This is a genomic window from Halogeometricum sp. CBA1124, assembly GCF_009741955.1.
GTDB lineage: Archaea > Halobacteriota > Halobacteria > Halobacteriales > Haloferacaceae > Halogeometricum > Halogeometricum rufum.
Genome location: NZ_WPCD01000107.1, coordinates 1 through 12,475, shown reverse-complemented (window position 1 = coordinate 12,475; position 12,475 = coordinate 1). Strand labels below are relative to the sequence as shown.

At 67.1% G+C, this 12,475-nt stretch carries 10 protein-coding genes and 2 pseudogenes; 7 read left to right on the top strand and 5 right to left on the bottom strand.

Annotated features, from left to right (window positions below; genetic code table 11):
• Window positions 1-1,632 (top strand): annotated as a pseudogene (locus tag GJ632_RS13095) (transposase); the annotation flags it as partial.
• Between the two features lie 367 nt (window positions 1,633-1,999).
• Entirely contained in the window at window positions 2,000-3,130 is a 1,131-nt protein-coding gene (locus GJ632_RS13090) for a recombinase XerD (RefSeq protein WP_231751542.1), read from the top strand.
• A gap of 85 nt (window positions 3,131-3,215) precedes the next feature.
• On the opposite strand, the gene GJ632_RS13085 is transcribed toward GJ632_RS13090, so the two are convergent.
• Both GJ632_RS13085 and GJ632_RS13080 read right to left on the bottom strand, forming a co-directional pair.
• Window positions 3,216-4,568, bottom strand: a complete 1,353-nt coding sequence (locus tag GJ632_RS13085) for an aryl-sulfate sulfotransferase (protein ID WP_191453197.1) — start codon at window positions 4,566-4,568, stop codon at window positions 3,216-3,218.
• A 151-nt stretch (window positions 4,569-4,719) separates the two neighbouring features.
• Entirely contained in the window at window positions 4,720-4,866 is a 147-nt protein-coding gene (locus tag GJ632_RS13080) for a helix-turn-helix domain-containing protein (protein WP_343161164.1), read from the bottom strand.
• Between GJ632_RS13080 and GJ632_RS22165 the strand changes: the two genes are divergently transcribed.
• Together GJ632_RS22165 and GJ632_RS13075 are read left to right on the top strand one after the other, a co-directional pair.
• Window positions 4,813-5,376 (top strand): hypothetical protein, encoded by a 564-nt coding sequence (locus tag GJ632_RS22165; protein ID WP_197427994.1) that lies wholly within the window; start codon window positions 4,813-4,815, stop codon window positions 5,374-5,376. The genes GJ632_RS13080 and GJ632_RS22165 overlap by 54 nt on opposite strands.
• The gene (locus GJ632_RS13075; protein WP_191453196.1) at window positions 5,373-5,828 is read left to right on the top strand and encodes a hypothetical protein; all 456 of its coding nucleotides are present in this window, start codon (window positions 5,373-5,375) and stop codon (window positions 5,826-5,828) included. Before GJ632_RS22165 ends, GJ632_RS13075 begins: the two co-directional genes overlap by 4 nt.
• A gap of 49 nt (window positions 5,829-5,877) precedes the next feature.
• Here the strand turns inward: GJ632_RS13075 and GJ632_RS22160 are convergent, their stop codons facing one another.
• Window positions 5,878-7,104: a hypothetical protein gene (locus GJ632_RS22160; RefSeq protein ID WP_197427993.1), complete on the bottom strand. Its 1,227-nt coding sequence runs from the start codon at window positions 7,102-7,104 to the stop codon at window positions 5,878-5,880.
• A gap of 94 nt (window positions 7,105-7,198) precedes the next feature.
• Here GJ632_RS22160 and GJ632_RS13065 point away from each other — a divergent pair.
• Together GJ632_RS13065 and GJ632_RS13060 are read left to right on the top strand one after the other, a co-directional pair.
• Window positions 7,199-7,490, top strand: a pseudogene (locus GJ632_RS13065) (DUF211 domain-containing protein).
• A gap of 6 nt (window positions 7,491-7,496) precedes the next feature.
• Entirely contained in the window at window positions 7,497-8,075 is a 579-nt protein-coding gene (locus GJ632_RS13060) for a VIT1/CCC1 transporter family protein (protein WP_343161163.1), read from the top strand.
• Between the two features lie 15 nt (window positions 8,076-8,090).
• Here GJ632_RS13060 and GJ632_RS13055 read toward each other — a convergent pair whose 3' ends face one another.
• Both GJ632_RS13055 and GJ632_RS13050 read right to left on the bottom strand, forming a co-directional pair.
• Window positions 8,091-10,709: a cation-transporting P-type ATPase gene (locus GJ632_RS13055; protein WP_191453195.1), complete on the bottom strand. Its 2,619-nt coding sequence runs from the start codon at window positions 10,707-10,709 to the stop codon at window positions 8,091-8,093.
• A 90-nt stretch (window positions 10,710-10,799) separates the two neighbouring features.
• Window positions 10,800-12,029, bottom strand: coding sequence for a molybdopterin-dependent oxidoreductase (locus tag GJ632_RS13050; RefSeq protein ID WP_191453194.1), 1,230 nt, complete (start codon window positions 12,027-12,029; stop codon window positions 10,800-10,802).
• Between the two features lie 130 nt (window positions 12,030-12,159).
• Here GJ632_RS13050 and GJ632_RS24775 point away from each other — a divergent pair.
• The coding region (locus tag GJ632_RS24775) for a hypothetical protein (RefSeq protein ID WP_255473567.1) at window positions 12,160-12,475 on the top strand (316 nt) is incomplete at its 3' end.

Genomic DNA, 12,475 nt, shown 5'->3' with positions numbered 1-12,475 from the left:
CAGCATCCACACGTTGATTGGCCAGCATACGACTCAACCCCACTGTACCAGCGGACGTTCCCTGGCCGGCACTCTCCGAAGATATTCGCACCGTTTCTGGAGTCTGGTTGATGACCGAGCCCACGACTCTGTTCGTGGCCGTTCGTCTGTCAGTATCCGCTTTCCTACGTGGTGTTCAACCCACACGACCAGTACTCCGGTCCAACTCGGTACGAGATGCCACAACTCTTCAGGGCGTTCCTGCTGAAAGAAGTGTACGGTTGGAACCACGAAACAGCGCTTATCGACTATCTCCGGCAGCACTCAGAAATCCGTCGCTCGCTCGGGTTCGAATCCGTTCCCGACCAGTCGACGCTCTGGCGCAGTTGGAACAGCCGCTTCAGTGCCGACCTACGTGAGACAGTCGAGAGAACGGCGCGGACAGTTCTCATCAACGCACAGAATGCAGGGGTTACAGTTCCCCGTGACCCGGAACGGAAGCTCCAGTACTACGACGACGAGTCAGGAGAGACCGATCCGGACGATCAGACTGTTTTGGAACAAGCAGCGAAGATCAGCGACCACATCAGCCACGTTGTCTTCCCGGCATTCTCGCTGGACCGTGGTGATGGCTGTGAGATCCACGAGAACGCCTACTGGGGATTGCAGACGTATCTGGGACTCCGTGAGAATCTAGCCGCTAATGAGGGTGCTCGGAGCTTCACCTACGAGTCGACTCGAGAGCGGACACCGTTGGGTCACGCCCATCGCGAACAGATGCGGGATCTCTCAATCGCGGAGATCCGCGAGATGTTCCGACAGGCAATCCGGCAGCTCATCAACGAGGTCACAGAGACGGAGGAGTTCTTCCGCGCAGGAATCGTGGCGATCGACATCACCGAAGCCAACCCCTTCACGGGCGATAGAACGGGCCACGAGGACGAGATCATCGGGACGAAAGAACAGTCCGACGAGTACGCCTACCAGTGGGCGACCGTCCAGTTGGTCGGGAACGCAGTCCCGCTCGTCCTTGATGCCCGTCCAGTACGGAAAGGCGAGTCACGCAAAGAGATTGTGGAGGACTTGCTGGATTCAGCTGAGAACCTCGTCCACGTCGATAACGTACTCATGGATCGGGAGTTCGATAGTCAACACGTTCTGGAGATGATCAGCCAGCGTGGGCTTTCGTACGTCGTGCCAAAGCGGATGCAGACGAGTGAGAAGGCTCAGGCGAAGCGATTGCTCCAGCGCGACCAGGACCGATACGAGACCGATCGCAAGCTCCACCTCGGGAAAAACGAGTGGCACGAGACGACGCTGATCTACCGCCGGAAAGAGGAATCCGAACACGACGACCACCGGCAGTACTCGGTGTTCATGACGAATCGAGGGAGTGGTCACCTCACAGAGTACGGCTACCGGTGGGAGATTGAGAGTGGGTACAAGTCGATCAAGCGGTTCATGGCCGCGACGACGTCGAAGCATTTCGGGTTGCGATTCTTCTACTTCGCGTTCGCCTGCTTGCTCTACTCGATTTGGCGAGCAGTGGACCTACTCGTGCAGGTCGAAGTGACCGGCGAGTATGAGCACGCGCCGGTCGTGACGGCCGATAACACACTGACGCTGCTGAAGAAGGAGACAGGGATCGGATAGTGAGGATCTCTACCCGTGGTAGCGCGATGTCTGAGTGGCTACACTACCCCCGGTCTCGAAAACACTCCGAATTAATTGAATACCCAACAATAACGCCCGGTCAGAAAGTGATCTGAATCAGTTTCTGCTCATTGATTCGGCCGATACCACGCATCACAGCCCCGCATAACCCGCTATAGTCTCAACTTCACCCTCTGACCATTTCCTATAGCGCTATTTGGTATATGAGTTCTGAGAGCGACGTTTAAGTTTCGAATACGGGCGCCTCGGGGGTTCGTTGGCGTGAATCGGCACCGACCGCATTCACTTTGGTTTAGGTCACTAAAGCCAACTGGATTTATGGGGGACGTCGCCGTACGCAACTCCAATGACCGCGTCGGAACCCGACGAGTCCGAAGTCGCCGCCGCCGTGAGCCGATACCTTCGAGCCAACGGAACCAGCGCGCAGTACCGGTCGACCGCCGAGTCGGTCCTCTCGCAGTTCGAGACGTGGCTCCGCCGCCGCGGGAAGAACTCCTTCGAGGCGTTCGAGACCGAGGGACAGCAGATTCTCCGCCGGTACGCCGACCGTCTCGCTCAGCGTGTCGAGGCGGGCGGCATCTCGGCGTCGTCGGCGCAGACGTACTACAACGTCATCTCCGGCTTCCTCGGATTCTGCGTCCGGGACGGCGACCTCACGCGGAACCCCGCTCTCGCCGACCGGGCGCGCGAACCCCTGCCGAGAGACGACGAGGACCACAGCCAGCAGTTCTGGACCCGCGAGGCGCGACGCCGACTCGTCCGACACACGAACGAAGTCGCGTACGAGGCCATCGAGGACGAGGGGATGGACGCGCGGGCCGAAGTCCGTGACCGCGCTCTCGTCCACGTCCTCGCGTTCACGGGCGTCCGCGGTGCCGAGGTGTTCCGCGTCAGCGGCGACGACCGAGAGGGCAGACAGGGACTCACGTGGGCTCGCGTCGACACGGAGGCGTGGACGTTCCGCGTCTGGGGGAAAGCGCAGGAGTGGGAGGACGTCTCCGTCCCCGCGCAGGCGCGAGACGCCATCGAACGGTGGCTGACGGTCCTCGACCCGCCTGCGGCGGACTGGCCCGTCTTCCCGACGAGTCACGCGCCGTCGAAGTACGGCGCCGTCCGCGACGCCCTCGGTGCCGACGCGGGGGACGCACGCCTCGACGACGCGGACGCGACGACGCCTCCGCGAGGAGGCCATCGCGCCGCCCGCCATCACGACCGAGGGCGCGCGACGCGTCCTCGAACGAATCGCCGACGCGGCCGACGTCGACATCGACGGCAAGCCGCCCCTCCCACACGGCGCCCGGCGCGGCCTCGGCGACGAACTGTTCCGGACCGACCGCGGACTCGCTCAGGACGTCCTTCGGCACAAGTCGCTCAGCACGACGAAGGAGGCGTACTCCCACATCGACGCGTCCGAGCGAGGAGACGCCGTCAGCGACGTGTTGGACGAAGAGTGAGGGCCGAGCGACACCGCCGATAGCTGTCGTCGTCGTCGCTACCGACCGTCTCGTCGCGGTGAATCGCTCGTCGAGAAGGTGAGTTCCAAGTCTGTCGCTGGTCGGACTTCAGTCGCCCCGGTCGAGGCGCACGGGCCGCCCGAAGCGAAGCGAGAACCGCGACCACCGGTACTCGAGGTACGCCCACGAGAGCACCACCAGACCCAGTCCGCCGATGACGGCCAACTCGGCGAAGTGGACCCACGTCGGCAGCACGTAGAGTACGGCGTTCACCGCGAGGGCGGGCAGCAGGTTGCGCACGAACAGGAGGAACTGCAACGTCAGCGGTCGGCCGGACGACTGGCTCTCCGCGGCGGTCCCGTCCGTGGTCTTCGAGGGGAGACCCAGCGCCTGAGCGGTCTGTCCGCCGGCGCTCTCGTCGCCGGTGCCCAGTTTCTCGGCCTCGTACGGCGTGTCGACCGTGACCGACCACAGCACGTCGCCGTCGGGTCCGAGTTCGAGGACGCGGTTTCCGGACGAGTCGCTGATCAGCGTGTTCCCGTCGGGGAGTCGGTCGGCGTCGCGAGGCCACTGCATCTCGGCGTCCGTCCACTCCCACGTCTGCATCCACCGGCCGTTCGAGCGCTGGAACTCCACGATACGGTTGTTGTGCGAGTCGGCGACCAGCACCGCCGGGCCGCCGCGTTCGGCGTCGATGTAGTCGGGGTTGTGCTGTTCGTAGAGGACGCTGTAGTTGTCCTCCTCACCGAGCGTTCGGTCCTCGACGACGCCCGTCTTCTGGTCCAAGAACACGATGCGGTCCTGATTTCGGACGCTGATCATTATCTGACCGCCCTCTGTCACCTCGACGTCGTTGATGTGCGTCCAGTCTTCGGGGTAGGGGTTCCCCGTCTTCATGTCGAAGTGGTTCTGCGCGTTCCACGACCACTCGACGATGCCCGTCGTCGTGTTGACGATGAACACGCGGTCGAAGGCGATGTCGGCGACGACCCAGCGGTCCTCGTCGATTCGGTCCGCGTCGTGCCAGCGCGAGTTGTGGATGTTCGGCCGGTACTGTTTGTAGAGGACGTTCGTCTCCCCCGTCGTCAGGTTCAATTGCTCGATGACGCTGTAACTGCACTTCTCACCGGCCTGACAGGGAGCGCCGTACACGTGCATCGCGGCGGTGTAGGTCACGGTGTTCTTCGTCCCCGGTTCCGGGTCGACGTCGAAGTACCGGTCGTACGTGCTGTTCACGTACTGGACGCCGCCGTCCGGGCCGTACACCAACAGCTTCGACTTCTCGGTGTCGCCGTGTGCAGTGATGACCGTCGTCCCACTGTAGTCGCCCGCTATCGTCCGCTGGTCGACCGACGAGTCGCCCGCCGCTCCAGCGGTCGCGCTGAGTCCGAGAAACGCCGCCGAACCGGCGAGAACGAGAGCGAAGAAGACCCGAACTATCAGTTTACGTTTCTTTCTCACATCTCTGGCTATCTGCTACTCGATATAAATTTTCTGTTCCGAGACATTCGCGGATACGGACTAGAAGGCGACCCCGAGACGGTTCGACTCCGACGGGATTCGGGGGAGTGCGGCCGGACGACCGATGTCGTCCGCCATCCCGGTGGTCGGTTCAGAACCCCTCGTGAGTCGACTCGGTGGTGTCGAGGAGCGTCTGTTCGACCAGACTCCCCGTCGCTCGGCGGAGCCGTTCTGAGTACGCCTGATGCGAGACGTCCGCCTCGTCCGCCAAGTCGTCGAGTTTCGACTGGCGAGGAATCTGGTAGTACCCCCGCTCGGCGGCGAGTCGAAGCGAGTCGTACTCCTCGCAGCCGTCGAAGCTTCAGATTCCGGCGGCGCGACGTTCCTCACGGCGACGGACGTCGCGTTCTCCCGCGACGTGAACCGGACGGTAGAGGAGACGCTCGACCGGTCGCAGTACGAACGGGTGTCGGTCGTCGGCGTCCGAACCGAGACGCTGGTCCCCGGACTGGACGAGGGGCCGACCGGCGTCGTCGTGAGCGTTCGCACGCCGGCCGGGCGGTCGTATCCGAACCTCCCGGAGAGCCTCGAACGCGGAATCGAGCGACGGACCGGTAGACACGCCTCGGTGTCGGTGCGGTACACGTCCGTCGGCGACTCCGGCGCGAGTTCCGCTCCGAGGGGGTCGCTGGCCGGGACGCCGCTCGAATCGCTCGGGTTCGGTGCCGGCCCCCCGCACGGAGCCACCACGGTTACGTCGGGGTCGTGTGTCGACCACAACCGCTCGTGTCCCCTCTCGAACCGATGACCGAGACGGACGAATCGACCCGCGCCGGACGCGCCTCCCGGACCGCCGTCGGCGCCGTCGGCGGACTGCTGGCGACGCTCGTGATGACCGTCTTCCGCCTCCCGACGGCGAAGTCACTCCCGCCGCCGGCCGAGTTTCTCGGTCGGTGGGTCGGCGGAGCGCCGGACGACTACCCCGTCTCGTCCCTCGCGCTCCACTTCGGCTACGGCGTCGTCGCCGGCGTCCTCTTCGCACTCGGCTGCGAGCGTCGCATCGAGCGGTCGGACCGACCGGAGACGGCCGGTCTGGTCGCCGGGGCCGCGTACGGGGCGGCGCTCTCGGTCGTCGGCGAACGCGTCGTCCTCCGACACCTCGTCGGTCAGCGCCTCGCCGCCGACGAGTCCGTCGTGTTCCACGCGGGCCACCTGATGTACGGACTCACGCTCGGCGTCTGGGCCGGGTCGCGGGACTGAGGCGTCGTCGCCGCACGCGCCCCGTCCCGGGAGGGAGGCCGAACGCGTCTCACTCTCCCGCGTTCGACCCGAGTCGCCGGCCGAGGAACGCGACGAAGCCGCCGACGGAGTCGGTTCCCCAGAGGGCGACGAGGACGGCGCCCACCGTGTTGAACACGAAGTCGGTGACGATGTCGTCGATACCGTACACGGTGACGGGGGAGTCGAACCCGAGCGCTCGCGAGAGTTCGACGGCGCCGAACTCGAACACCTCCCAGACGACGCCGAACGAGAGGACGAACACGACGACGAACGCCGACCGGACCGGCGGCGGCACCTCCACCGCCGACGAGTGGCGCTCGACGGCGCGAAGCGCGGCGTAGCCGGCGCCGGCGACGACGGTGGCCGAGACGGTGTGCGTTATCTCGTCGTACCACGAGAACTCCGCGTAGACGCCGAGCGACCCGGCGACGTGCAGGACGATGGCGAGGGTGATCCACAGCACGAGTCCGGCGTCCATCGTGTACCCGTACTCCCGTCGCAACGCCGCGGGGAGAAGCGTCACCGAGAGCGCCAGCGCGCCGCTGGCGGCCATCCCGAGGCGGAACGTCGCCAGTCCGTACAGCACGAGACCGGCGAGTCCCGCCTGCAAGAGGCGGACGAGGCGTCGTTCCCATCGCTGGCCCAGTCCGAGCGTCTCGGATAGCGTCACGAGGACCCCCCCCGACTCGGCGGCGTACCCGCGTCCGCCGGCGTGGTCGATTCGGTCGAAGTACCAGACGAAGAAGCCCCCCGCGACGACTGCGACGGCCGTGACGGCGACGATGTCCCACTGGAGTTCGGTCTGCGAGCGCAGGAACCGCGTGCCGAACCACCAGTCGGAGACGAACTGGACGACGGTCCACCACGCCTGCACGGCCATCGTCGTCATCGCCGCGAAGACGACGGTGAAGCGGCGACTCATCTCGACGGAACTGAACACGTCGAGTTCGACGACGACGACGAGAGCGAGGCCCGCGACGGCGACGTACCCCGCGAGTTCCGGATACAGCCCGACGCTCTGGACGACGGCCGCGGCCGCGGCCATCGCCGGGAGCGGCCACGGAACGAGCGCCTTCCAGTCTCCGGTCCCGACCGCCGGCGCGGCGACGACGACCGAGAGGAGGAACCACAGCCCCGCCCACGCCAGCGACCCCGCGACGACGGCCGCGATACCGACCGCGGCGGTGACGCCGGTGAACGTCCACCCCAGCGCGGCGTTCGCCCGTTCGCTGCGCGCAAGTGAACTGAGTGACATACGGCGTCGTTGGGTCAGCACCGACATAAGCCGTCTCGCCGAATCGACTCGGTCCCCACCATACTAAGGCCGTCCCCGCCGTTGCGTCCACCTGATGGCCGACGTCCGCCGACTCGTACTCGACGTGTTGAAACCGCACGACCCCCCGCTGGTAGCGTTCAACCGCCGACGTCGCCGACGCCGAGAGCGTGGAGGCGATATCCGGTTCGCTCATCGAACTCGACAAAGAGGTCCAGAACGTCAAACTGACCCTCGAAGGGTCGTCGCTGGACTACGACGCCGTCGAGACGGCCGTGGAGGACCTCGGTGGCACCATCCACTCGGTGGACGAAGTCGCGTTCGGCGACTACATCGTCGAAGAACGGCAGACGCTACAGGACGGGTAGCACGACGTGTCTTCGAGCAACCGCTTTCTGCGCCTCCTCCGCGACGAGGACGTCGTCTCCATCGCTCGCCGGTACTTCGTCTCGAACGGGTTCGACGGGACGCTGACGAGCATCGGCGTCATCGTGGGCGCCGTGCTCTCGGGCGTCCCCGACGGACTCACCGTGGTGAAGATAGGCGTCGGCGCGGCCGTGGGGTTGGGAACGTCGGCCGTCTGGAGCGTCTGGGAGATAGAGCGCGCGGAGACGAGAGCCGAGATTCTCAGGCTCGAACGGTCCATGCTGGTCGACCTGGACGACACGCAGGTCGAACGCAAGCAACGAGGCGCGCGACTCGTCCACGCCACGATGAGCGGACTGGGCCCGCTCATCGGCATCCTCGTCCCTCTCGTCCCGTTCCTGTTCGAGGGGTCCGTGTTCTCGATGGCCGAAGCCGGCGTCGCCGGCGTCGCCCTCGGAACCGGCATCCTCGCGGCGTTCGGTGCGTACATGGGGTCCATCTCCGGCCAGCGCTGGTACGTCTCGGCGCTCCGGATGGCGCTGGCCGGCCTCGTCGTCACCGTCATCAACGTCCTCCTGCCGAACTGAGCGTCGATCGCCGGTTCAGTCGTCACCGGGGTCCGGTTCGGGTTCGGTCGACTGAACCGTCTTTGCCGGGCGGCGGCCCGTCTCGCGGCGCTTGACCAGCCAGCCCACGAAGAGCAGCACCGGGGAGCCGAGGAGGATCACGCCGCCGAGCAGTCCCCAGTCGGCGAGGCCCAGCGGAACGGTCCCGAAGTAGGTCCTGAGCGGCGTGTAGAGGACGGCCAACTGGAGGAGCAACGACGCCGCGACGGCGACTTCGAGCCACACGTTCGACAGCGTCGGCGTCCCCTTCGTCCACCGCACGACGTAGAGTTTGACGAACTCGAACAGCACGAAGCCAGTGAACACCATCGTCATGGCGTACGGCGTGACGGCCGGTGCGCCGTCGAGGACGTAGAACATCAGGCCCAGCATCAGCACCGTCACCGTCAGGCCCGCGCCGGCGATGAGTTCGAGCATCGGGCGGTCGATGATGCCGGTCACGCGTTCGCGGGGGCTTCGGTCCATCACGTCGCCCGAGGGGTCGGTCCCGAGCGCCAACGCCGGCAGGCCGTCGGTGAGCAGGTTTATCCACAGCAACTGGACCGCCGGCAGGATGAGATAGCCGAACAGGGAGGCGACGAACACCACTAGCACCTCCGCGAAGTTCGCGCTGAGCAGGTAGGCGACGAACTTCCAGATGTTGTCGAAGATGGTCCGACCGCGCCGGATTGCGTTGCGAATCGTCGAGTAGTTGTCGTCGAGGAGGACGATGTCGCTGGCCTGCTTCGCGACGTCCGTCCCGCGGACGCCCATCGAGATGCCGACGTCGGCGTTCTTCAGCGCCGGGGCGTCGTTGATGCCGTCGCCCGTCATCGCCACGCGGTGGCCGTTCGCCTGCAACGCCTTGAGAATCCGGACCTTGTGCGACGGCTCCGCGCGCGCGTACACGTCTATCTCTTCCACTCGCTCGCGGAGTTCGTCCTCGTCCATCGACGCCACCTCGGCACCGGTCATCACGTCCGACTCGACCCCGACCTGTGCGGCGATGGCCCGCCCCGTCGTCGGGTGGTCGCCGGTGATGACCTTCACGTCGATGCCCGCGCGCTGGGTGTCCTCGATGGCGTCGCGAACCTCCTTCCGGGGCGGGTCGATGAGGCCCTGCAGGCCCACGAACACCAGGTTCTCCTCCGGGCCGCCGTCGTCGTCTCGCTCCTTGAACGCGAACGCGAGGACCCGAAGCGCGTTCTCGGCGAAGTCGTCTATCTGGTCGCGTATCCGCTCGCGTCGCTCCGCGGTCAACTCTTCGGTGCCGTCCTCGGTCAGGATTCGCGTCGCACGAGACAGAACCTCGTCGGGCGCACCCTTCACGTACACCTGGTCGTCGTGTATCGTCGCCATGCGCTTTCGCTCCGAGGAGAACGGTTTCTCGTCGCGCCGCGGACGTGCCTCCCGCCGGCCGTCGACGTCGAACCGTCGGTTCGCGGCCCTCACGAGGGCGCGTTCGGTCGGGTCGCCGTCGTCTGTGGTCGCGTCGTTACAGAGCGCGCCGATTTCGAGGAGTCGGTCGAATCGCTCGTCCTCGATGGCGTCGTCGTCTTCGTCCTCGCCGACGTCGAACGTCCGGTCGTACACCCACGCCGCCCGGACGCGCATCTCGCCCTCCGTCAGCGTCCCCGTCTTGTCCGTGCAGACGACGTCCACCGCGCCGAGCGCTTCCACCGCGGGGAGCGTCCGGACGAGGGCGTTCTCGTCGGCCATCCGCCGGACGCCGAGCGCGAGCGTGAGGGTCACGACGGCCGGCAACCCCTCGGGAACCGCCGCCACGGCCAACGAGACGGCCGTCAGCGCCGACTGGACGAGCGACCGGCCGCCGACGAAGACGAGCAACGGGACGAGTACCGCCGACAGGACGACCACGCCGATACCGAGGCGGCGGCCGAGTCGGTTGAGGTCGCGCTGAAGCGGCGTCTCCAGCGTCTCGGCGCCGCTCAACTCCTCGGCGATACCGCCGACTTCGGTGTCCATCCCCGTTCCCACGACGACGGCGACGCCGCGCCCGCGCGTGACGTTCGTCCCCTTGTACACCATGCTCTCCCGTTCGGCTAGCGGGGCGTCGTCGGCCACGGGCTCCGTTCGCTTCGTCACCGGCACGCTCTCGCCCGTCAGCGCCGCCTCGTCCACTTCGAGGTTGTTCGCCTCGACGAGTCGGCAGTCGGCGGGCACGACGTCGCCCTGCGAGAAGACGACGACGTCGCCGGGGACCAGTTCGGTCGCCTCTCTGCGCTCTTCCTCCCCGTCCCTGCGGACGGTCACCTCCGGCGTCGTCAGTTCGCGGAGGGCGTCCAGACTCTGCTCGGCCCGGTACTCCTGAACGAAGCCGAACACGCCGTTCGCGAGGAGGATGACGCCGATGAGAATCGCGTCGACGGCGTGGCCGATGCTGAACGAGAGCACGGCCGCGAGGAGGAGGACCCAGATGAGCGCGCTGGAGAACTGCGCGAGGAAGATGCGCAGGGGGCCGCGTCGCTGTTCGCCGGTTATCTCGTTCGGACCGACACGCTCCAGTCGCTCGGCGGCCGCCTCGGGAGACAGCCCCTCCGCCGTCGTGTCGAGTTCCTCGTACACCGTCTCGGTATCGCGTGCGTGCCAGTCCATCGGGCTCCTTCGGGAGACTCTACTCCCGTCACCGTGACAATAGTTTCTGTTGGCGGGCCGGCTCCGACGCGTGGACCGAGTCGCCGTCGGCTACCCGCCCAGCGACGACTGCGACTCTACGACGACCGTCTCCACGTCCCGCCTGAGAAGCGGGTCCGCGACCGCCGCGTGCATGTACACCGTCCCCCGTCGCACGCCGTCGTCCACTTGCACCGCGAGTTCGAGGGCCGTCCTCTCGGCGGCCTCGTCGTCGCGCTCTGCGGCACGGACGACCACCGGCGCCTCCGGATTCAGCCCCTGTTCGTCCGCGTCGGCGGGGTGTATCCGGACGACGGGGTCGTTCGCCGCACGGTCGTCGAGGAAGTCGCTCGCCCGCCCGCCGGTGACGAGTCGGAGGCCGTCGCCCCGTTCGGACGCGACTATCGGTCGGGGGCGGCGGAACGGCGCGCGCCCGTCGTCGGTGTCGAACGCCTCCCGGTAGAGGACGGATTCGCCGCCGAACGGCCACTGCCGACCCTCGGCCCCCAGTTCGTCGTACGAGACGCCGGCGTGCGTCGGCGCGACGCGCGTCAGTTCGTCGAACGCCTCGCCCGGGTGGTCGTAGTCGAACTGGCGTTCGTCGTCCGCCAGTCGCCGCCCGAGTTCCGCGAGGATGGCGAAGTCGGAGCGGGCCTCGCCCGGCGGAGACCCGGTCGCTCGAAGCCGCTGGACGCGGCGTTCGAGGTTGGTGACCGTCCCGTCCTTCTCGGCGCCCGTCGCCGCCGGGAAGACGACGTCGGCGTAGGGCGTCGTGTCGCTCTCGGCCACCTCCAAGACGACCAGCACGTCGAGGCCGCCCAGTCGGTCGTCCAGCCACTCGGTCGTCCGCTTCGAGGTGGCCGGGTCCTCGCCGACGACGAGTGCGCCCCGAATCTCGTCGCCGAACGCCGCGAGCAGTTCCCGCGCGTCCCGCCCCGGCGACGACGGCGGTTCGAAGCCCCACTCGTCGGCGACGCGCGCCCGCGCCGTCTCGTCGGTGACGGCCCGGTGTCCGGGGAGTCTGTCGGGCACGCACCCGGCGTCCGTCGCGCCCTGTTCGTTGACGAGGCCGCGGAGGACGAACCAGCCGGTCCCCGGACGACCGACGTTGCCCGACGCGAGGAGGAGGTTGAGTATCGAGTCCGGCGCCGCGGCGTCGCCGGCGTCCGCGCCGCCCTCGATTCCGGTCCCCGTGAGCACCGCCACCCGGTCGGCGTCGGCGACGAGTTCGGCGACGCGTTCGACTTCGTCGGAGTCGACGCCCGCCGCCGCCAGCGCTCGCTCGCGGTCGAACTCCGCCATCGCGGCCGCGAAGTCGTCGTAGCCCCGCGTCCGCGACCCGACGAACCCCCGAGTCGACGCCGTCGGCGTCGAAGACCCGCGCGGACAGGAGGTCGAACATCAGCGCGTCCGTCCCCGGCCGCGGCGTCAGGTGAACGTCCGCGAGGCGAGTCGTCTCGTTGCCGACGGGGTCGACGTGGACGAGCGTGGTGCCGTCGTTGACCGCGGGGCGGACGAACGAGTCGAACGCGACGGGTTGCCGCGCCGCGGGGTTCGCGCCGGCGACGACGACGACGTCCGCCTCGCGCAGGTCGCGAGTTCCGCGCCCCCGGTCGTTCGTGCTCCCGACCGCCTCGTGGAACTCCACCTCGTAGGGGCGTCGAGGCCGAACTCGACGGCCGCCGCGCCGTACGCGGGCACGTCGGTGACGCGGTACGCCGTCGTCGCCGCTCTCGATACCGAACCCC

Bases quoted from the DNA above. Each gene is read 5' to 3' on its own strand.
- GJ632_RS13090 (WP_231751542.1), top strand. From the start codon at position 2,000: ATGACCGCGTCGGAACCCGACGAGTCCGAAGTCGCCGCCGCCGTGAGC.
- GJ632_RS22165 (WP_197427994.1), top strand. From the start codon at position 4,813: ATGCGAGACGTCCGCCTCGTCCGCCAAGTCGTCGAGTTTCGACTGGCG.
- GJ632_RS13075 (WP_191453196.1), top strand. From the start codon at position 5,373: ATGACCGAGACGGACGAATCGACCCGCGCCGGACGCGCCTCCCGGACC.
- GJ632_RS22160 (WP_197427993.1), bottom strand. From the start codon at position 7,104: ATGTCACTCAGTTCACTTGCGCGCAGCGAACGGGCGAACGCCGCGCTG.
- GJ632_RS13055 (WP_191453195.1), bottom strand. From the start codon at position 10,709: ATGGACTGGCACGCACGCGATACCGAGACGGTGTACGAGGAACTCGAC.
- GJ632_RS13050 (WP_191453194.1), bottom strand. From the start codon at position 12,029: ATGGCGGAGTTCGACCGCGAGCGAGCGCTGGCGGCGGCGGGCGTCGAC.